We start from the raw sequence: 19,798 nt of genomic DNA, 5'->3' as shown, positions 1-19,798 counted from the left end.
GGGGTTTTTGACCTACGTCATGCATAGAAAAACAAAACCCACTATCATTTGGTTCTAACTTATTGATTCTTATCGTGTCTACACATCTAAATTCAGCCCTTTCAGAGCCATCCCTGACTAATCCCCTCCCTCCAGAGGCGCCATTGCCGCACCGAAAAATTATTCGGAGCTGGTTAATTCCGATGGCACAAGGTGAGACAGGGCGCGCCATCATGCTTCTCATCGTTGATGCCTGCTTATGGCTTGCTTGCATTGCAGGAACCGTGTTTGTTGAAAACCTGCTGCTAAAAATCATTTTTGGACTTGTTGCTGGTTTCGTAACGGGCCGCATCTTTATTTTGGGTCACGATGCTTGCCATCAAAGCTTTACACCGAATCGCGAACTCAACAAAGTTCTAGGTCGTATTGCATTTCTGCCATCACTCACACCATATAGCCTGTGGGATGTAGGCCATAACGTGGTGCATCACGGACAAACCAACTTAAAAGGTTTTGACTTTGTTTGGGCGCCTTTGTCCAAAGCAGAGTATGACGCCCTCCCCGCATGGCGCAAGGCCCTAGAGCGCCTCTATCGTAGCGGTTGGGGACCTGTTTTCTATTACCTTATTGAAATTTGGTGGAGACGCGAGTACTTTCCGAATGCCAAAAATAAGCCGGGCGATCGTCCGATCTTCTTAAAAGATAACTTACTGGTTACTGCCTTCGCGATTGTTTGGATTGGCTGCCTTATCGCTGGCGCTATCGCAACTGGCCAATCAGTTTGGCTTGGACTCATTACAGGCTTTGCAGTGCCCTTCTTGTTTTGGAACGGCATGATTGGATTTGTGGTCTACGTTCACCACACCCATCCATCAGTATCTTGGTATGACAAAAAGTCTGAATGGCTACGCGCCCAGCCTTTTGTATCAACCACCGTGCACCTGACTTTTAACTGGATTTGGGGTTCTTTGATGCACCACATCATGGAGCATACTGCCCATCACGTCGATATGAGCGTTCCCCTCTATCGCCTCCAAGAAGCCCAAAATACCCTTGAAACCATCCTTCCAGAGCGTATTTTTGTCCAAAAGTTCTCTTGGGACTGGTATTTCGATACTGCTCGCAAGTGCAAACTCTATGACTTTGAAAATAAGGCTTGGCTCGATTTTGATGGCAATAAAACGGCTGAATCGGTCAGAGTTGTCCTGAGCCCAGCCCCAGTGGGACAAAACGGGTAAAATAGATCTTCTGTACAAGATTTGCCTTACCCGGATTGCCCATGACTACCTCGACTCCAGCCCCTACCCAAGAAACCTCACAGAGCCTTAAATTTTGCTCTTCTTGCAGTCGGGAAAAACGACTTGAAGGTGGCACATGGATTCCAACGAGCAATCGTAAGCAACGCTGGATTTGTGCTAGCTGCTTATACAATCGCACACATCGCACCGGCTCAGCCAAAGCCTAATTTGCAGCGAGCGCGCATAAGCGCTCTCAACTGTATTGGTATTTGTTTCAATCCTTATTGAAATACCCATCGTGAATACTCAAGACAAATTTAAGTTTGCACAAACTCATGAGTGGGCTGACCCGGAAGATGATGGCCTGGTATGGGTTGGTATTAGTCATCACGCTCAAGAAGCCCTAGGTGATGTGATGTTCTTTCAAGCGCCTAAGTTGGGTCAACAAGTAAAGCAAGGTGAAGCGATTGCTGTGATTGAATCCGTAAAAGCTGCCAGCGATATTCATGCGCCCATTAGCGGCGAAATTGTTGAGCTTAACGAGCAAGTTGACGTATCACCAGAGTTGGTCAATGAAAAACCGTATGCAGTATGGTTATTTAAAATCAAGCCGGCATCTGACGAAAGCCTTGCAGCAGACTTCAATCAACTCTTGAGTTTGGATCAATACACCTCTGGGCCAGGAGCCTGAGCGTTAAATTGAAATTGGGTCTCGCTCAATCAACCAGCGAATACGCTCCGCCTTGCTAATTCGCCCCTGCGAGCCATCGCGTAAATCAAGATCAATCGCCTCCAGTACGTCCTGTAATTGCCTACGATCATCTGACTCCACCACTAGTTGAGCGCGCTCTACTCCAGCAACTCGCACCATGCTTTTTGGAACAGGGTCATAAACTCGCAATCTAGATGCAATAAGGCCTCGAGCTTTTAATCGGCCTTTTAGATTAGTTAAAAATTGGATGGCTTTATCTAAGCTCTTTGCTTCTGCATGAACAAGGCCTTGGTATGAGAATGGGGGCAATTTAGCTTCATCCCGCTCACTAGCAATATGGGATAAAAATCCATCGACATCATGACGTAATAAATATTGAAAAACGGCTGATTCGGGGAACTGCGTTTCTATATAAATGTCTCCACTGACTTCACCATCTTTACTTGCTCTGCCAGCCCGTCCTGCAACCTGAACAAGCTGTGCAAATAATCTTTCGGCCGCACGAAAGTCTTGAGAAAAAAGCCGGCTATCTGCATCTAACACTGCGACTAATCCAATGTTTTGATAGTCGTGACCTTTGGCAATCATTTGGGTACCAACCACGATATCCACATTGCCATCATGAATTTCTTGGAATAGCTCTTCTGCGCCTTTACCTCTTCGACTGGAGTCTGTATCAACCCTCAGCACTCTTGCGCTTGGCCAGACCTCTTCAATAGCATCCTCAAGCTTTTGAGTCCCTTGTCCGAGCGCCTTTAAATCGGCATTGCCGCAGTCGGGGCAATGACCGGGAATTTGCTTTACAAGACCACAATGATGGCAGCTCAATAGTGGCTTTCTGCTTAAAGCTCCAGCCTTATGCATCACCATATAAGAACTGCACTGCTGGCATTTCGATAACCAAGAGCAAGCGCTACAACTCAATACCGGTGCATAGCCTCGGCGGTTAATTAATACGAGGCTTTGTTTTTTATCTTGCAGATTTCTATTAATTGCATTCACTAGCGGTTTACTTAGTGAAATTTTGGCTATAGGCTTATCTAGATCTCCAGGGCTAAATTGATTTTGTGGGTCTCGCATATTAATTAAATGCACTTTTGGCAAACTAGCCCCTTGGGCTCGCTGATCCAGGCGAAGATGTTGATAGCGCCCCGATTTAGCAGCCATCCAGGTTTCAAGCGATGGTGTTGCCGAAGACAGTAGTATTGGAATCTTTAAATCATGCGCGCGCCAGACTGCCAAATCTCTAGCAGAGTAACGGATTCCATCTTGTTGCTTATAGGATGGGTCATGCTCTTCGTCAACAACGATGGCCCGAAGGTTTGGTATCGGTGTTAACGCTGCCAAGCGTGTGCCCAATATAATTTTTGCTTTGCCGGTTACCGCCTCAAACCATGCAATACCCCGTTTCTTCTCGCTGACGCCGCTATGCAGTACAACCATTTTCTTATCTGGAAAATATGCGCGTACTCTGCGCTCTAATTGAGGCGTTAGGTTAATTTCTGGCACTAAGATGAGCGCTTGAGCATCTTCGTCTTTGAGCGCAGTACTCAACCAATTTAAAAATACTGCTGTTTTTCCACTTCCGGTTTGGCCTTGAAGTAGGGTAGCCTTAAATTCGCCATCAGCCAAATTTGCTCGCAAGGTTTTTAATGCAGATTCTTGGGCTTCGTTTAATTCGGATTCGCTAATAAATCCTTCGCTACGCTCAAGTTCTTCATTTTTCTTTTTCTTTATTTTTTTGGATTCGCTTGGTGCAAGCTTCTCGATATTTTTTTGCCAGTCTGCCGGTGTTTTCCACATCTTTGGAATAGTGGGAATGATGGTTTCACCTAGCCCATGAATGTAATACTGGCTTGCAAAGCCCATTAGCCTCAATGCCGAGGAATCTAACGGGGGAAGTGGCGCTGCCTGAATTACGCTCTTTAATTTATCGATTTCAAAATCAGAGTGAGTGCTTACTTTTACAACTACTCCCACCAAAGTTGAGCGCCCAAAGGGTGCCTCGACAATGTGGCCAATCTCTGGGGATAGCCCAAGAGCCTGAGGATCCCACAAGTAATCAAAGCCCTGAGCCAAGGGCTTATCGACAACTACTTGAACCACTATCGGTGAAGGCATTTTTTACTTCAATCTTCTATTTTGCTTGTGGATAAGTCTGTGGATATCATCCAATGATTCTGATTTATAAGCCAATTTAACAGCGATCTATTTCTGCACTCTTTTTGAGCTTTTTTGATATTTATTATATAAATCAGTAACTTATAGTGCTTTTCGAAAGTTAATGTTTACCTTTATTCGCAATCCTCATGAATTTTGAATTTCCCAGCTGTCTGTGCATAACTTTCATGAAAAATTTCAGACTAAGTTAGCAAACACTTGGGATTATTGCTTTGATCTAAGTGCTCGCGATCTCTCAATCACTGTTTCAGCTAGTGCGGTCACACTTTCAGGAGGGGTAAATTGAGAAATTCCATGCCCCAAATTAAAGACATGTCCATCTAGTGGATGCAAGCCTGGCTTTAGGCTTGGAGCGCCGGCCAAATCTTCAAGCAAGAGGTTTGCCTGCTGAGCAATCTGTTTTGGCTCAGAAAACAGAATAAGGGGGTCCAGGTTACCCTGCAGGGCCAAAGGCTTGCCTAATTCAAGCAATTGTTTACGAGCGCGGCTAAGCGATATCGTCCAGTCAATTGCAATGACATCGGCACCTACTTGCGCCATATCGTTTAACCAAATCGCACCGCCTTTGGTAAACATGATCACAGGAATTTTTCTGCCTTCATATTCACGCGGCAATAGCGCGATCACTTTTTGCATAGAAGCTAAAGACATCTTTTGATACCAACCATCTGGAAGCATTCCTCCCCATGTATCAAAAATCATGAGCGCTTGTGCACCGGCTTTTACTTGCTCAGTTAAATACATTGCAACGGACTGAGCATTGATATCCAAAATATGTTGCAAGAGGTCAGGGCGACTAAACATCATGGTTTTAGCATGACGAAAATCATCCGAGCTAGAACCATCAATCATGTAACACGCCAATGTCCATGGGCTCCCAGAGAAGCCAATCAGTGGAACGCGTTGCTTACCATCTTGAATCAGCGCTTTACGAATTTCTGATACGGCATCAAATACATACTTGAGCTCGCCCATATCAGCAACGCGTAATTTTTTAACCTCATCCTCTGTACGCAAAGGGCGGTCAAAACTCGGTCCTTCTCCAGTGGTAAATTTGAGGCCCAATCCCATTGCATCTGGGATAGTCAAAATATCAGAAAACAAAATCGCTGCATCCAATGGATAGCGATCCAAAGGTTGAAGTGTTACTTCAGTGGCGTATGTAGGATTTTTTGCGAGCCCCAAAAAACTTCCCGCTTTAGCGCGAGTGGCGTTGTATTCAGGGAGATAGCGACCGGCTTGGCGCATGAGCCAAAGCGGTGTTTGATCAACCGCTTCGCCCAGGCAGGCCTTTAAAAACCGATCATTTAACAACAAGGAGATGACCGGTTTTTACTTTTTACGACGGAAACGGGCAATTGCAGCCAGCTGCGCAGCGGCCATTGCAAACTCAGATTGGGCCAGGGCCAAATCAAAGTCAGTGCCACGATTTTGCATGGCCTCTTCTGCACGTTTCTTTGCTTCTAATGCTTTGGCTTCATCGAGATCATGACCACGAATAGCTGTGTCAGCCAATACAGTAACGCGATCTGGCTGAACTTCTAGGTAGCCACCCGCAACAAACACAAACTCTTCGTCGCCATCCGCTTTTTCAATACGAACAGAGCCCGGACGAATACGTGTAATGAGTGGGGTGTGGCCACGCAAAATACCGAGCTCACCACTTTCACCTGGAAGGGCTACGAACTTAGCCTCTCCGCTAAAAATGGACTGCTCGGCACTCACTACGTCGACATGTATGCTTGACATAATTTCCCTAGATTGAAGCGATTAAAGCTTCTTCGCCTTCTCAATGGCTTCATCAATTGAACCCACCATGTAGAACGCTTGCTCAGGCAAGTGATCCAACTCACCGCTACAAATCATCTTGAAGCCGCGGATGGTTTCTTTTAATGGCACATATTTACCTGGTGAACCAGTAAACACCTCTGCAACGTGGAAAGGCTGTGACAAGAAACGTTGAATCTTACGAGCACGTGATACAGCCAATTTGTCTTCTGGTGACAGTTCATCCATACCCAAAATCGCAATAATGTCGCGCAATTCTTTGTAGCGTTGCAATGTCATCTGCACATCACGAGCAACTTCATAGTGCTCTTGACCAACCACTTGTGGGTCGAGCTGACGGCTAGTTGAATCCAATGGATCAACTGCTGGGTAAATACCCAATGCAGCGATGTCACGTGACAACACAACTGTGGAGTCTAAGTGCAAGAAGGTTGTTGCTGGAGACGGGTCGGTCAAGTCATCTGCAGGAACGTAAACGGCCTGAATAGAGGTAACGGAACCGGTCTTTGTAGAGGTAATACGCTCTTGTAATTTACCCATCTCTTCAGCCAATGTAGGCTGGTAACCCACAGCAGAAGGCATACGACCGAGCAACGCAGAAACTTCAGTACCAGCCAATGTATAGCGGTAGATGTTGTCAACGAAGAACAAAATGTCACGACCTTCGTCACGGAATGCTTCTGCCATTGTCAAACCAGTCAAGGCAACGCGCAAACGATTGCCAGGAGGCTCGTTCATCTGACCAAACACCATTGCTACTTTGTCAATAACGTTAGATTCTTTCATCTCGTGGTAGAAGTCATTACCTTCACGAGTACGCTCACCAACACCAGCGAACACTGACAAACCAGAGTGTTGCTTAGCGATGTTGTTAATCAATTCCATCATGTTCACGGTCTTACCAACACCCGCACCACCGAACAAGCCAACCTTACCGCCTTTAGCAAACGGGCAAACTAAGTCGATAACCTTAATACCGGTCTCTAACAAGTCAACAGAAGGTGAAAGCTCATCAAACTTTGGTGCTGGCTGGTGAATAGCGCGACGCTCTTCAGTAGCAATCGGACCTGCATCATCAATTGGGCGACCCAAAACGTCCATAATGCGGCCCAAAGTCGCTGGCCCAACAGGAACAGAAATTGGCTTACCTGTAGATTTCACTTCCATGCCACGACGCAGACCATCGCTTGCGCCCATAGCAATCGCGCGAACTACGCCATCACCAATTTGTTGCTGAACTTCAAAGGTCAAACCTTTTTCAGCAAATGATTTTTCACCGCTATCAACTAATGTCAACGCATCATAAATGTTTGGCATTTTGTCGCGTGGGAACTGAATGTCCACAACAGGACCGATACATTGCACGATATTTCCGTTACTCATCGCTTTCTCCGCTTTTAATTCCTAAATTCTTTCGTATTTCTAATATGCAGACCGCTTAAACCGCAGCCGCTCCACCAACAATTTCTGACAACTCTTTGGTAATAGCAGCCTGTCGTGTTTTGTTGTAATCCAATTGCAATTCACCGATCACGTTCTTCGCGTTATCTGAAGCGGCCTTCATTGAGACCATGCGCGCAGATTGCTCAGAAGCCATATTTTCAGCAACCGCTTGATAAATCATTGCTTCCACATAACGCTTTAAAAGGCCATTCAAAATAGACTCTGCGTCCGGTTCGTAAATATAGTCCCAAGATGGTCCTGATTTATCTTCAGGAGTCAGATCGGCTGGCTCCAAAGGCAACAGCTTTTCTAAAACCGGCTCTTGTTTCATTGCATTTACAAAGCGGGTGTATGCCAAATACACTGCATCAATTTCACCGCGCTCAAACGCCTCTAACTGGGCGGTAATTGCGCCAATCAAAACATCCAAATGCGGTGTATCGCCAATTTGAATGGTCTGAGAAATCAACTTCGCTTTTGAGCGATTCAAAAATTGCAAGCCCTTTGAACCAATTGCGGTATACGCAACCTCAATATTTTTTTCTTGAAAATCGCGCACTTGGTTAGCAATCAAACGCAAAACGTTGGTATTCAATCCACCGCATAAGCCTTTGTCTGTTGTTACCAAAATCGTGCCGGCCTTCTTAACCTCGCGAGTTGCCATATATGCAGGGCGGAACTCAGGATTGGCTTTAGAAAGGTTGGCAACAATCTCACGAATTTTTTCAGCGTATGGACGCGCGTTGCGCATACGCTCCTGGGCGCGACGCATCTTGGATGCGGCGACCATTTCCATTGCCTTCGTGATCTTGCGCGTATTTTGCACGCTCTTGATCTTAGATCGTATCTCTTTTGTGCTTGCCATGATTTATGCGAACCCTCTTAGAAAGAGGCAGAACGCTTGTAATCCTCAATCGCAGCGCGCAAAGCAGCTTCGTCATCTTTGCTCAAGTCTTTGGTCTCTTCGATACGTCCAACCAAGTCAGCGTACTTAGATTTCAAATGATCTTGCAAACCTTTTTCGAAGGCCAATACGTTCTTTACTTCGAGGTCATCGAAGTAACCGTTATTCACGGCGTAGAGTGAAGCAGCCATTTCCCAAACTTGGAGTGGCTTGTATTGAGCTTGCTTACACAATTCAGTAACACGGCGACCACGCTCAAGTTGCTTGCGGGTTGCTTCGTCAAGATCAGAAGCGAACTGAGCAAATGCTGCTAATTCACGATATTGCGCCAAGTCGGTACGAATACCGCCAGACAATTTCTTAATCACTTTAGTTTGTGCAGCACCACCAACGCGGGAAACAGAAATACCGGCGTTAATCGCAGGACGTACGCCAGCGTTAAACAAGTCAGTTTCCAAGAAGATCTGACCGTCAGTAATCGAAATCACGTTGGTTGGAACGAATGCAGAAACGTCACCAGCTTGAGTTTCAATAATTGGCAATGCAGTCAATGAACCTGTTTTGCCTTTTACTGCACCGTTGGTGAACTTCTCAACGTACTCAGCATTTACGCGAGCAGCGCGCTCGAGCAAGCGTGAGTGGAGGTAGAACACGTCGCCAGGATAAGCTTCGCGGCCTGGTGGGCGGCGGAGCAACAAGGAGATTTGACGATAAGCAACCGCTTGCTTGGTCAAGTCATCGTAAACAATCAAAGCATCTTCACCGCGGTCGCGGAAGTATTCGCCCATGGTGCAACCAGCGTATGCAGAAAGATATTGCATCGCTGCAGATTCAGAAGCACTTGCTGCCACAACCACGGTGTAATCCATCGCGCCCAATTCTGTGAGCTTGCGAACAACGTTTGCAATCGTAGAAGCTTTTTGACCAATCGCTACGTAAACGCAATAAACGCCTTTACCTTTTTGGTTAATGATCGCGTCAACCGCAACTGCTGTCTTACCAGTTTGACGGTCACCAATGATCAACTCACGCTGACCACGGCCAATTGGAACCATCGCATCAATCGCCTTCAAACCAGTTTGTACTGGCTGGCTAACAGATTGACGGGCGATAACGCCAGGAGCGACTTTTTCAATGAAGTCAGTTAACTTGGTGTTGATTGGGCCTTTGCCATCAATTGGCTGACCCAATGCATTTACAACGCGACCTAGCAACTCTGGTCCAACTGGAACTTCCAAAATGCGGCCAGTACATTTCACTGGATCGCCTTCTTTAATGTGGGTGTATTCACCCAACACTACGGCACCAACAGAATCGCGCTCAAGGTTCAAGGCGAGGCCGATGGTGTTGTTAGGAAACTCCAACATTTCGCCCTGCATCACACCAGACAAACCATGTACGCGGCAAATACCGTCGGTCACTGAAATTACAGTGCCTTCGTTGCGAACTTGGGAGTCAACGCCCATTTCGCTAATTCGGCTTTTGATCAGTTCGCTGATCTCGGAAGGGTTGAGTTGCATTACTTACTCCTGGGTCTTATTTCGTATGTTCTTAATAGGGATAACTTATGCGCCAAGACTTGCTTGCATTTGAGCTAACTGTGCCTTCACAGAACTATCCATTACTTCATCACCAACTTGAATGCGGACACCGCCAATCAATGCTGGATCAACTTGAATAGTTGGGCGCAATTCTTTACCCCCAAAGCGCTTCTTCAAACTTGACAACAAATCTTTAAGTGCAGAACCCTCTAAAGGGAATGCACTGGTAATCATTACTTCTGCTGCACCTTCGCTCTTGTCCTTCATTGCCTCAAATTGATGTGCAATTTCTGGAACGGCAGCCAAGCGGTGATTTTGATTCACAAGATTCAAAAAGCTTGCAATCTTAGGATCAAGTTTGCTCTTCACCATGCCAGACAACAACTTGCTCAAATCATCAGCAGATACTTTTGGATTGTTTGATAAAGCAGCAACTTCCGGCAAAGCAGCAAGCTGAGCCAATTCGTTTAATTGCTCCAAACATCCAGCAAGCTCAGATGGCTTGGCGCTTTGAAACAGCGCTTCGGCGTAAGGACGTGCAATTGTGGCTAATTCAGCCATATCAAAGTTCTGCCTTTAATTGATCAAGTAATTGGCCGTGCGCTTTTGCATCAACTTCGCGACGCAAAATTTGCTCAGCGCCCTTAACAGCAAGTACAGCTACTTCGGCACGCAATACTTCACGCGCTCGGGTAACTTGCTGGTCTGCATCTTGCTTTGCTTGAGAGATGATGCGCGCTGCTTCAGCTTGTGCGTTAGCACGAATTTCATCGGCCGACATTTGTGCACGTTTTTCAGCTTCAGCAACACGTTGAACACCTTCTTGGCGTGCTTTAGTTAATTCTTGCTCTGCTTCGTTGCTGGCCAATGCGAGTGCTTCTTTTCCGCGCTCGGCAGCAGCCAAGCCATCGGCAATTTTGCTTGAACGCTCATCTAACGCCTTAACTAGCGGTGGCCACACAAAACGTGCAACAACCCACCATAAGACGAAGAAAACGATCATTTGCGCGAATAGGGTCGCGTTCAGATTCACGATATTCCTTTCAGTATTGTTGAGAACAGTTGGATGACCTGATGGTCATCCACGCCAAAACAATTACTTAATAACTGCGAGCAGTGGGTTTGCGAAAGCAAACAACATTGCAACACCAACGCCGATCAAGAAAGCCGCGTCGATCAAACCAGCCAAAAGGAACATCTTAGTTTGGAGTGGCTCCATCAATTCTGGTTGACGTGCACAAGCTTCGATGTATTTACCACCCATCAATGCGATACCCAAACAAGCGCCGATCGCGCCGAGGCCGATGATGATGCCGATACAGATAGCTGTTGAACCTTGAATAGTTGCGAGAAATGCTTGCATGTTGCTGACTCCTGAAGTTAAAAGAGGTAAGTTAAAAATAAAATCTTAGTGATGGCTATGCGCCTGCCCGATGTAGACCAAAGTCAACATCATGAAAATAAAGGCCTGCAACAAAATAACCAAAATGTGGAAGATGGCCCAAGCTGATCCAGCAATAACATGGCCCACCAATCCGAACAGGGATAAATCTAAGTTAAACGTCCACACGCTACCAAGCAAAGCGATTAATAAAAAGACCAATTCGCCTGCGTACATATTGCCAAAAAGTCGCATTCCTAAAGAAACGCCCTTTGCAAGATATTCAATGATGTTCAGCGCTAGGTTGAATGGCGCCAAGTACCACTTCGCACCAAATGGGGCAGAAATGAGTTCATGCAAGAAGCCGCCGAAACCTTTTACTTTGAAGCTGTAGAAAAACACCAAGAGCAAAACTGATAGCGACATGCCCATCGTTGCGTTCAAGTCAGTCGTTGGCACCAGTCTGTGGTGTGGTACGTGGACACCAAAACTTTCAATGTAATGATTCACGCCCAAAACCCAATCCACTGGAATTAAATCCAAAGTATTGAGGAGAATGATCCAAAAAAATACGAAGAGGGCGAGAGGTGCAATAAACGTACGATCGCCATGAACAATGCTCTTGGCTTGTGTGTCCACCATCTCCACAACCATTTCAACCAAACATTGAAAACGGCCCGGCACACCTGGGGTCGCACGACGTGCTGCAATCAACAAAATGAATACTGCAATCAAGCCCATCAAAGAGGCCCAAAAAATAGTATCTAAATTAATTACGCTGAAATCAATGATGGAAGCTTGATGCTCACCAGTGCTGGTGAGATTTTGTAAGTGCTCAGAAATGTACGCTGTTGGCGTCATTTGCTCTGCTGCCTCGTGGGCCTGGTGTACTTCGCTAGACATCTCTTAACTAGTCCTTTGTTTCAATCTCAATTGTCACTTCTTAGCGCCACAACCACGCTAGCCATACACACTTTAAGGCGAACACGTAAGTCACCAACAATGGGACCCACAGCACGCCAGGGACAAATAAAGCAATCCCTATAAACAGCATTAAGGTTGAGGCGATCTTTATAAACTCACCGGAAACCAATGCTGCCAAAAATCTTCCTGGATTCAATCTTTGCGATTTTTTTGCCAGCTCTAGTCTTGTTAAAAACAATGCTGTAGGCAAGACGCTAATTAAACCACCTAAAAACGCCGACTGAGTATAAAGGCTTACCCCTACCGGCTCCCCAAAAATTGACCAAACCACCATACTGACTGCCGTAACAGCGATTTGGACTAAAACAATTTTCCAAGGGGAGAGGGCGGGGTACTTTGTTGCGTTGCTTTGCTGCAGCGCAATCATTTCCTCTTTACTGATTGCCCGATACACCTCTTCTTCGGGCTCATCCCATTCATTTACCTCGGAAAATTGATTTTTTGTAGGAATCAATTTAGCCCCGAAAGTTTAGTGTGTGCACTGCAATATGTCAAAGGGTTTGGGGGGATATTTCTGAACAATTTAGGACTCAATACCCAACTTTTTTAATAAGGAATCAAGCTCATCAAACTGACTAAAGCCAATTCGAATCTCACCACCCTTACCTTTGAACTTAAATTCCACGTTTAAACCAATTAAATCCGCGATTTCTTGAGAAAGGCGGCGCGTATCGGGGTCGCGACTTGGGCTGCTAGCACCAGCCTTGGATTTAGATTTTTTATCTCCAATCTGCCCGCCAGCAATAGCCAATGCTGCTGACATCTTCTCTGCTTCACGGACCGACAAGCCCTGCGCGGCGATTCTTTGGGCTAAGGCAACCTGGCTAGCCCCAGGCAATGGCAATAAGGCACGGGCATGGCCCATATCGATATCGCCCGCTAAAAGCATTGCTTGCACTGGTTTTGCGAGCTGGGCTAAGCGCAATAAATTGGTGATGGCACTGCGCGACTTGCCAACCGCCTTTGCAGCCTGCTCATGCGTAAAACCAAACTCCTCAATCAGTCGCGCCAAACCCTGCGACTCCTCGAGCGGGTTTAAATCCTCACGCTGCATGTTTTCAACCAGGGCCATCGCAGCCGCTGCCTGATCATCAGCCTCAGAGACCAATACTGGAACTTCTTTTAATCCTGCAATTGTGGCTGCGCGAAAACGGCGCTCACCAGCAATAATTTCGTACTTGCCTACGCTCACCAAGCGAACCAATAAGGGCTGCATAACGCCTTGCTCGCGAATGCTGTCGGCTAGCTCTTGAAGTGCGCCCGCCTCCATCTTTTGTCGTGGTTGATATTTACCAGCCTGTAGTGCAGTTAAGGGCAAACGATTGATTTCTGTTGAGGAATTTGCTTCCTGAGGTTTTTCCCCCAAGAGCGCCTCTAATCCTCTGCCCAAACCTTTTTTCTTGATAGCAACCATGATCTTTTATCTTCTTAAAAAATTACATTTGTTTAATGCGCTCAACCATCTCGGCACCAAACTCTAAATAGGCTTTTGCACCACGCGATGACTTATCGAAAGCTACCCCAGGGAGCCCATAAGATGGGGCCTCTGCAAGGCGTACATTGCGCGGAATAATGGTCTTAAATACCTTATCTCCAAAGTGCTCGAGCAATTGATCGGAGACCTGTTGCTGCAGTGTCATGCGCGCATCAAACATCACGCGCAACAAACCGATGATGACTAAGTCGGGATTAAGATTTGCGTGAACTTGTTTGATGGTGTTCACCAAATCAGACAATCCTTCAAGCGCAAAGTATTCGCACTGCATTGGAACAATTACGCCGTTTGCTGCGCACAATCCATTGAGCGTCAATAGAGATAAAGCAGGCGGGCAGTCAATCAAAATAAAATCGTAATCGTTGGCAACTTTTGCAAGCGCGTCTTTCAGGCGAGACTCGCGTTCATCTATATCCACCAACTCAATTTCAGCGCCAGCCAAATCTCGATTTGCAGGAAGCACATCGTAAGCAGAACTTTCGCAACGTTGCGCACAATCCTTCACCGCAGCCAAACCAATCAATACTTGGTAAACGCTCTGAGTCAGATCTGCCTTTTCAACCCCAGAGCCCATAGTGGCATTGCCCTGAGGGTCTAAGTCCACCAATAGCACTCTTTGCCCAAGCCCAGCCAATCCGGCAGCTAAATTCACTGCAGTGGTGGTCTTACCAACGCCACCTTTTTGATTTGCGATACAGAATATTTTTGCCATGGGTGCTTTGGATTTTGCTTAAAAGGAAGGGATGGATTTTCTCATGGGGGTCAGCACCAATAGGCGTCGCTCCGCAGAGAGATTGGGAATAACTAAGGCTTCATCGGCAAGCAACTGCCAATCATCCATAGATACATCAGCCATTTCTTCGTCAGCTCGCTTAGATTTCATTGCGAATACCAGGCCGCCCGGTTTAATTAAAGGTAGCGAGAGCTCTAAAAAACGTGCGAGGTTAGTAAAAGCACGTGAAATCACTGCATCAAATTGAGCCGGTTGTTGCAACGCAACATTTTCTACTCGCTCGCTCAAAACTTCTATGTTTTTAAGCTTCAGTTTGCCGCGCACATGCTGCAGAAATGCTGTCTTTTTACGGATGGCCTCAATCAGCGAAATTTGCCACTCCGGATGAACAATCGCAATAGGAATCGCCGGCAAGCCGCCGCCCGATCCAAGATCGGCAATTTTAGGATCAGGCATTTTTAGAAAGCGTCTTAAAACAGGCAAAACTGCAATAGAATCAATGAGATGTAGTCGTACGGAGTCTTGCTCGTTCTCAATTGAGGTCAGGTTATGGACCTGATTCCAACGCCCCATTTCCTGTAAAAAAAGCTCTAAATCCGCAATATTGGCATCACTTAAATTGAGGCCTAATTCTTCTATTCCCAAAGAAAGTAGGGCCTCGGTCATGCGGTTTCTTGGGTGCGACCCAAACCCTTTTTAAGGTGCACTAAAAGCAGCGACAATGCAGCTGGAGTTACCCCAGAAATTCTGCCTGCCTGACCCAAGGTGGCAGGCTTATGTAAATTGAGTTTTTGTTGAACCTCTTTAGATAAACCTAATACTTCTGTGTAATCCAAGGACTCAGGGAGAGGGAAGGCCTCATTATGGGCTTGGCGTCCAATTTCAACCGCTTGGCGGTCAATATAGCCTTGATATTTCACTGAAATTTCTACTTGATCGCTTATCTGAGAGGCAAGCCCAATATCGTCATCCAAGCTTCCAGGTGACCACAACCCACTGCCTAAAGAGGTGATTGCCTCGTAAGTGACGCCTGGGCGTCGTAACAGCTCAGTTAAATTGCACTCGTGGGATAAATCCTGGCCCAAAAGTTCTGCAACCAATGGTGCAGCCTCATGCTTAGGGCCAATCCAGATATCTTGCAAACGAGATGTTTCACGTGAAACAGCCTCTTGCTTTCTGCAGAAAACCTCCCAACGATAGTCGTCCACCAAGCCAAGCTCACGACCAATAGTAGTAAGGCGCATATCAGCGTTATCTTCGCGCAAACTTAAGCGGTATTCTGCTCGGCTGGTGAACATCCGATAGGGCTCTTGTACCCCTCGGGTGATTAAATCATCGACGAGCACGCCAATATAGGATTCGCTACGTTTGGGTAACCATGGCTCCTTGCCTTGTGCGGCCAATCCGGCATTAATTCCTGCCAACATTCCTTGGGCGGCCGCCTCCTCATAGCCGGTAGTTCCATTAATTTGGCCAGCAAAATACAAACCGCCAATGGCCCGAGTTTCTAAGCTATGGCGTAATTGGCGTGGATCAAAGAAGTCATATTCAATGGCATAGCCTGGGCGGACGATTACCGCGGACTCTAAGCCACGAATGCTCCGCACCAAATCCCACTGGACATCAAAGGGAAGGCTGGTAGAAATTCCGTTGGGATAAAACTCATTGGTTGTTAATCCCTCCGGCTCCAGAAAGATCTGATGACTATTTCTAGAGGCAAAGCGATGAATTTTGTCTTCAATAGAAGGGCAGTAACGTGGGCCAACCCCTTCAATAAGGCCCGTATACATAGGAGAGCGGTCTAGACCGCCACGAATAATGTCATGGGTCTTTTCATTTGTATGGGAAATCCAGCAAGGCACTTGCTTAGGGTGCTGCTCAGGACGCCCCAAATAAGAAAATACGGGGATAGGATCCAAATCGCCAGGCTGCTCGAGCATGACAGAGAAGTCAATCGTTCTGCCATCAATGCGAGGTGGAGTACCAGTCTTAAGCCTACCTTGGGGTAGCTTTAGCTCCTTTAAGCGCGCCGACAGAGAAACTGCCGCAGGGTCGCCAGCACGGCCACCTGCATAGTTATTCAAACCAACGTGAATCTTGCCGTCTAAGAAAGTTCCAGCCGTTAAAACCACTTTTTTGGCCATAAACTCCAGACCCATTTGGGTCAACACACCTTGAACCTCGTCACCCTTTACTAGCAAATCATCTACCGCAGCCTGGAATAAGGTGAGATTGGGTTGATTTTCAAGGCGGCGGCGTATTGCCGCCTTATAGAGAATACGATCGCCTTGGGCGCGAGTTGCTCTCACCGCAGGGCCTTTACTCGAATTCAGAATACGAAACTGAATGCCTGCCTCATCAGTAGCAGCCGCCATTGCGCCGCCCATGGCATCAATTTCTTTAACGAGATGCCCCTTGCCAATGCCTCCAATAGAGGGATTGCAACTCATGGCGCCTAAATTCTCAATACTATGGGTAATTAATAAGGTCTCACAACCCATGCGTGCCGATGCGAGGGCGGCCTCAGTCCCAGCATGACCGCCGCCCACTACGATGACATCGAAACTTTTGGAATAACGCATGAATTCCCTCAGATAGGGCGATGATCATAGCATTTTGTTTGTTTCACGTGAAACAAAAGTGGCAAAAAAGCCATGAAGTACCAGGGAGCTTTTCTAAGCTACTGATTTAATTCAGAAAATAGGCGTTCCATGCAGACTTCAGAATCAGCAGACTAACCACCACCAAAAAAGCCTTTCTAACAAAACCACTGCCATGCTGAATTGCCAAGCGGCTACCAAGCTGACTGCCAGCAATATTGGCAACCATCATGGCGACCCCAAGGGGAGGGTTAATTTGACCTAGACTTGCCAGCATCAAAATTGCGGCTAGGTTTGTTGCAATGTTGACCAACTTGGTCGCGGCAGACGCATGCAAAAAATCAAATGCAAACAACCTTACAAAACCAAACAGCAAAAAACTTCCTGTTCCCGGACCAAAGAAGCCATCATAAAAACCAATAGTCAATCCGAGCAGAGCACCTTTACATTGCTGAAAGCGGCTTTTGCCAAGAGGGGGCGCATGCGCCTCTCCAAGAGATGGCTGAAACCAGGTGTAAAGCAATAGGAATAAAAGAACAAATGGCAGAGCTTTGCGCAAAGGCTCAGCAGGAAAATTGCTAACGGCATTCGCGCCCAAAAGCGAGCCAAAAAATCCAGCAATAATTGCAGGCAACACAATTGCCCAAGGCAAAGAAACGTGATGCAAAAATTTTCGGGCAGCATTTAAAGTTCCGCCAATAGAAGCTACTTTATTGGTACACAACAGGGTTGCCGGTTGCGCATTAGGATAGGCCGCAAACAAGGCGGGCACCTGAATGAGTCCACCACCACCGGCCACTGCATCCACTAAGCCGGCAAAGAATGCCGTTGCCAAAAGCAAGGGCCAGATAAAAATAGAAAATTCGATGAGTGTCTCTTTTGTTTAAATGCGTGCGCCGTATTGAAAATTCACGTCGCACTAAACCCAAATAATAAAAAGGGGAAAGAAATTAGTTTTTGTTTTTGAAGTGCGCAGCAATTTCACCAACCACACCACGACGAAATGCCAAAACACAAATGACAAAAATAAATCCTGTTGCGATCGTGCTCCAAGAGCCAATGTTGGCAAGATAGTTTTGCAAACCAACCACAATGCCAGCGCCCACTACTGGACCGAGAATGGTTCCCATACCACCAAGCAGGGTCATCAAGACCACCTCGCCAGACATATGCCAATGAACATCGGTCAATGTAGCCAACTGGAAGACGAGTGATTTTATAGAACCCGCTAAGCCTGCTAGAGCAGCTGAAATCACAAAGGACATTAGCTTGAAGCGGTCAACGTCATAACCCAAGGAAATTGCACGCGGTTCGTTTTCACGAATGGCCTTCAAAACCTGACCAAATGGGGAGTTAACGGCACGCATAATCAGTACGAAGCCAAATAAGAAAACTGCCAAAACAAAGTAATACATAGCAACATCATTTTTGAGGTCTATGAGACCAAACAGCATTCCTCGCGGTACACCCTGAATTCCATCTTCACCACCGGTGAATGGCAACTGCACAGCCAAGAAATAAATCATTTGTGAGAGTGCCAATGTCACCATCGCAAAATAAATACCCTGACGACGAATCGCAAGAGCGCCGATTAAAAAGCCGAGTGCGCCCGACCCCAATACACCCAACAGAATTCCAAGCTCGGGGGAAAGGCCGGACTCTTTGCAAAGATAGGCGGTGATGTAAGCGGCAGTTCCAAAGAAAGCAGCGTGACCAAAGGACAAGAGGCCGGTGAAGCCGAGCAATAAATTAAAGGCACAAGCAAAAAGGGCAAAGCACAACACCTTCATTGCAAACACCAAATAAATGAAATCCTGGAAAGGCAATAAAAGGGCGATTAAAACCAAGATGCCGTAAAGCAGTTTTATTTTTGGATTCATCATTATTTTTCCCGCCCAAAGAGCCCAGCGGGCCGGAGCAATAAAACGATTGCCATAATCACAAAAATCACTACTCCAGAAGCTTCTGGGTAAAACACTTTGGTCAGGCCCTCAACTAAGCCCAATCCTAGACCGGTCAAAATGGCACCCATGATTGAGCCCATGCCACCAATCACAACCACAGCAAAAACCACAATGATTAAGTTAGAGCCCATTAATGGGTTTACTTGGAAAATTGGGGCCGCTAAAACACCAGCAAACCCAGCAAGACCAACACCATAGGCATAGGCCAAAGAAATCATCAAAGGAACATTAATACCAAATGCTTGCAGTAATTTTGGGTTCTCAGTGCCCGCGCGCAGATAAGCGCCAAGCTTGGTTCGCTCAATCACATACCAAGTCGAAAAGCATACTGTCAAAGAAATTACCACCACCCAAACACGATACTTCGGCAAGATGATGCCAATGGAATCTAAGGGAATTGCGCCTTGAAGAAACTCTGGGGCCGGGTAGCTTTCACCAGAAATCCCATACCAATGGCGGAACATGCCCTCAATAATTAAAGCCAAACCAAAGGTCAGCAATAGGCCATACAAGTGGTCCAAGTGATACAGGCGACGCAACATGGTGCGCTCAAGAATCAAACCGAAGCCCGCCAATACTAGCGGCACAATAATTAAAGCAAACCAATAGTTAATCGATAAATCTGGAAAGCCCAGCCACTGACTAATTTGCGTAAGACCAATCCACGCAATAAATGCACCCATGGTGTACTGTGCGCCGTGGGCAAAATTAATGATGTTGAGAAGGCCAAAAATAATGGCCAATCCCAAACTCAATATGGCATAAAACGAGCCATTAATCAGCCCCACCAAGAGCTGGGCTACCAGCCCTTGAGGGGTAATTCCGAGAAGTTCAAACATTCTTAATTTCTAAGTA

The 19,798-nt window shown here is 46.5% G+C and carries 20 protein-coding genes; 2 read left to right on the top strand and 18 right to left on the bottom strand.

What is annotated here, in order from left to right:
• The first annotated feature begins 182 nt into the window (after positions 1–182).
• Together IEN92_RS03660 and gcvH are read left to right on the top strand one after the other, a co-directional pair.
• Positions 183–1,217, top strand: coding sequence for a fatty acid desaturase (locus IEN92_RS03660; protein ID WP_216162156.1), 1,035 nt, complete (start codon positions 183–185; stop codon positions 1,215–1,217).
• Between the two features lie 295 nt (positions 1,218–1,512).
• Entirely contained in the window at positions 1,513–1,908 is a 396-nt protein-coding gene (gcvH, locus tag IEN92_RS03655; protein WP_215376696.1) for a glycine cleavage system protein GcvH, read from the top strand.
• Between the two features lie 3 nt (positions 1,909–1,911).
• Here the strand turns inward: gcvH and priA are convergent, their stop codons facing one another.
• The 18 genes from priA to IEN92_RS03565 form a co-directional block, all read right to left on the bottom strand.
• Positions 1,912–4,050 (bottom strand): primosomal protein N', encoded by a 2,139-nt coding sequence (priA, locus tag IEN92_RS03650; protein ID WP_216160700.1) that lies wholly within the window; start codon positions 4,048–4,050, stop codon positions 1,912–1,914.
• A gap of 264 nt (positions 4,051–4,314) precedes the next feature.
• Positions 4,315–5,433 carry a uroporphyrinogen decarboxylase gene (hemE, locus tag IEN92_RS03645; protein WP_216162154.1) on the bottom strand — a complete coding sequence of 373 codons (1,119 nt, stop codon included), beginning with the start codon at positions 5,431–5,433 and terminating at the stop codon, positions 4,315–4,317.
• A 9-nt stretch (positions 5,434–5,442) separates the two neighbouring features.
• The gene (locus tag IEN92_RS03640; protein WP_215374625.1) at positions 5,443–5,859 is read right to left on the bottom strand and encodes a F0F1 ATP synthase subunit epsilon; all 417 of its coding nucleotides are present in this window, start codon (positions 5,857–5,859) and stop codon (positions 5,443–5,445) included.
• A gap of 21 nt (positions 5,860–5,880) precedes the next feature.
• Positions 5,881–7,281, bottom strand: a complete 1,401-nt coding sequence (atpD, locus tag IEN92_RS03635; RefSeq protein ID WP_071467468.1) for a F0F1 ATP synthase subunit beta — start codon at positions 7,279–7,281, stop codon at positions 5,881–5,883.
• 55 nt (positions 7,282–7,336) lie between these two features.
• Positions 7,337–8,206, bottom strand: coding sequence for a F0F1 ATP synthase subunit gamma (gene atpG, locus IEN92_RS03630; RefSeq protein ID WP_215374622.1), 870 nt, complete (start codon positions 8,204–8,206; stop codon positions 7,337–7,339).
• A 17-nt stretch (positions 8,207–8,223) separates the two neighbouring features.
• Complete coding sequence (gene atpA / locus IEN92_RS03625; protein WP_215374619.1) at positions 8,224–9,765, bottom strand: F0F1 ATP synthase subunit alpha; 1,542 nt, start codon at positions 9,763–9,765, stop codon at positions 8,224–8,226.
• 45 nt (positions 9,766–9,810) lie between these two features.
• Positions 9,811–10,347 (bottom strand): F0F1 ATP synthase subunit delta, encoded by a 537-nt coding sequence (locus IEN92_RS03620; protein ID WP_216160697.1) that lies wholly within the window; start codon positions 10,345–10,347, stop codon positions 9,811–9,813.
• Position 10,348: 1 nt separating this feature from the next.
• Positions 10,349–10,819 carry a F0F1 ATP synthase subunit B gene (locus IEN92_RS03615; RefSeq protein ID WP_215374616.1) on the bottom strand — a complete coding sequence of 157 codons (471 nt, stop codon included), beginning with the start codon at positions 10,817–10,819 and terminating at the stop codon, positions 10,349–10,351.
• A 63-nt stretch (positions 10,820–10,882) separates the two neighbouring features.
• The gene (gene atpE, locus IEN92_RS03610) at positions 10,883–11,149 is read right to left on the bottom strand and encodes a F0F1 ATP synthase subunit C (protein ID WP_011901869.1); all 267 of its coding nucleotides are present in this window, start codon (positions 11,147–11,149) and stop codon (positions 10,883–10,885) included.
• Positions 11,150–11,194: 45 nt separating this feature from the next.
• A complete protein-coding gene (gene atpB, locus IEN92_RS03605) occupies positions 11,195–12,070 on the bottom strand; it encodes a F0F1 ATP synthase subunit A (RefSeq protein ID WP_216160694.1) in 876 nt (291 codons plus the stop codon).
• Between the two features lie 40 nt (positions 12,071–12,110).
• Positions 12,111–12,605, bottom strand: coding sequence for an ATP synthase subunit I (locus tag IEN92_RS03600; RefSeq protein ID WP_216160691.1), 495 nt, complete (start codon positions 12,603–12,605; stop codon positions 12,111–12,113).
• A gap of 69 nt (positions 12,606–12,674) precedes the next feature.
• Positions 12,675–13,565: a ParB/RepB/Spo0J family partition protein gene (locus IEN92_RS03595; RefSeq protein WP_215374601.1), complete on the bottom strand. Its 891-nt coding sequence runs from the start codon at positions 13,563–13,565 to the stop codon at positions 12,675–12,677.
• 22 nt (positions 13,566–13,587) lie between these two features.
• Entirely contained in the window at positions 13,588–14,358 is a 771-nt protein-coding gene (locus IEN92_RS03590) for a ParA family protein (protein WP_215374598.1), read from the bottom strand.
• Positions 14,359–14,376: 18 nt separating this feature from the next.
• Positions 14,377–15,045, bottom strand: a complete 669-nt coding sequence (rsmG, locus tag IEN92_RS03585) for a 16S rRNA (guanine(527)-N(7))-methyltransferase RsmG (protein WP_216160688.1) — start codon at positions 15,043–15,045, stop codon at positions 14,377–14,379.
• Positions 15,042–16,961, bottom strand: coding sequence for a tRNA uridine-5-carboxymethylaminomethyl(34) synthesis enzyme MnmG (gene mnmG / locus IEN92_RS03580; RefSeq protein ID WP_216160685.1), 1,920 nt, complete (start codon positions 16,959–16,961; stop codon positions 15,042–15,044). Before mnmG ends, rsmG begins: the two co-directional genes overlap by 4 nt.
• 106 nt (positions 16,962–17,067) lie before the next feature.
• Positions 17,068–17,820 (bottom strand): TSUP family transporter, encoded by a 753-nt coding sequence (locus IEN92_RS03575; protein WP_216863893.1) that lies wholly within the window; start codon positions 17,818–17,820, stop codon positions 17,068–17,070.
• A gap of 109 nt (positions 17,821–17,929) precedes the next feature.
• Positions 17,930–18,859 carry a branched-chain amino acid ABC transporter permease gene (locus tag IEN92_RS03570; RefSeq protein WP_216162151.1) on the bottom strand — a complete coding sequence of 310 codons (930 nt, stop codon included), beginning with the start codon at positions 18,857–18,859 and terminating at the stop codon, positions 17,930–17,932.
• A gap of 2 nt (positions 18,860–18,861) precedes the next feature.
• Positions 18,862–19,782, bottom strand: coding sequence for a branched-chain amino acid ABC transporter permease (locus IEN92_RS03565; protein WP_216160682.1), 921 nt, complete (start codon positions 19,780–19,782; stop codon positions 18,862–18,864).
• Positions 19,783–19,798 lie beyond the last annotated feature (16 nt).

Source organism: Polynucleobacter sp. MWH-Creno-3A4 (genome assembly GCF_018881885.1).
Classification (GTDB): domain Bacteria; phylum Pseudomonadota; class Gammaproteobacteria; order Burkholderiales; family Burkholderiaceae; genus Polynucleobacter.
Note: the sequence above shows the minus strand (reverse complement) of the source record. Positions and strands in the feature narration are given on the sequence as shown.

Excerpts from the sequence above, each read along its gene's own strand:
- priA (WP_216160700.1), bottom strand. The coding sequence starts at position 4,050 with ATGCCTTCACCGATAGTGGTTCAAGTAGTTGTCGATAAGCCCTTGGCT.
- IEN92_RS03620 (WP_216160697.1), bottom strand. The coding sequence starts at position 10,347 with ATGGCTGAATTAGCCACAATTGCACGTCCTTACGCCGAAGCGCTGTTT.
- IEN92_RS03595 (WP_215374601.1), bottom strand. The coding sequence starts at position 13,565 with ATGGTTGCTATCAAGAAAAAAGGTTTGGGCAGAGGATTAGAGGCGCTC.
- mnmG (WP_216160685.1), bottom strand. The coding sequence starts at position 16,961 with ATGCGTTATTCCAAAAGTTTCGATGTCATCGTAGTGGGCGGCGGTCAT.
- IEN92_RS03570 (WP_216162151.1), bottom strand. The coding sequence starts at position 18,859 with ATGAATCCAAAAATAAAACTGCTTTACGGCATCTTGGTTTTAATCGCC.
- atpD (WP_071467468.1), bottom strand. The coding sequence starts at position 7,281 with ATGAGTAACGGAAATATCGTGCAATGTATCGGTCCTGTTGTGGACATT.
- atpG (WP_215374622.1), bottom strand. The coding sequence starts at position 8,206 with ATGGCAAGCACAAAAGAGATACGATCTAAGATCAAGAGCGTGCAAAAT.
- atpA (WP_215374619.1), bottom strand. The coding sequence starts at position 9,765 with ATGCAACTCAACCCTTCCGAGATCAGCGAACTGATCAAAAGCCGAATT.
- atpE (WP_011901869.1), bottom strand. The coding sequence starts at position 11,149 with ATGCAAGCATTTCTCGCAACTATTCAAGGTTCAACAGCTATCTGTATC.
- IEN92_RS03590 (WP_215374598.1), bottom strand. The coding sequence starts at position 14,358 with ATGGCAAAAATATTCTGTATCGCAAATCAAAAAGGTGGCGTTGGTAAG.
- atpB (WP_216160694.1), bottom strand. The coding sequence starts at position 12,070 with ATGTCTAGCGAAGTACACCAGGCCCACGAGGCAGCAGAGCAAATGACG.
- rsmG (WP_216160688.1), bottom strand. The coding sequence starts at position 15,045 with ATGACCGAGGCCCTACTTTCTTTGGGAATAGAAGAATTAGGCCTCAAT.
- IEN92_RS03640 (WP_215374625.1), bottom strand. The coding sequence starts at position 5,859 with ATGTCAAGCATACATGTCGACGTAGTGAGTGCCGAGCAGTCCATTTTT.
- IEN92_RS03565 (WP_216160682.1), bottom strand. The coding sequence starts at position 19,782 with ATGTTTGAACTTCTCGGAATTACCCCTCAAGGGCTGGTAGCCCAGCTC.
- IEN92_RS03660 (WP_216162156.1), top strand. The coding sequence starts at position 183 with ATGGCACAAGGTGAGACAGGGCGCGCCATCATGCTTCTCATCGTTGAT.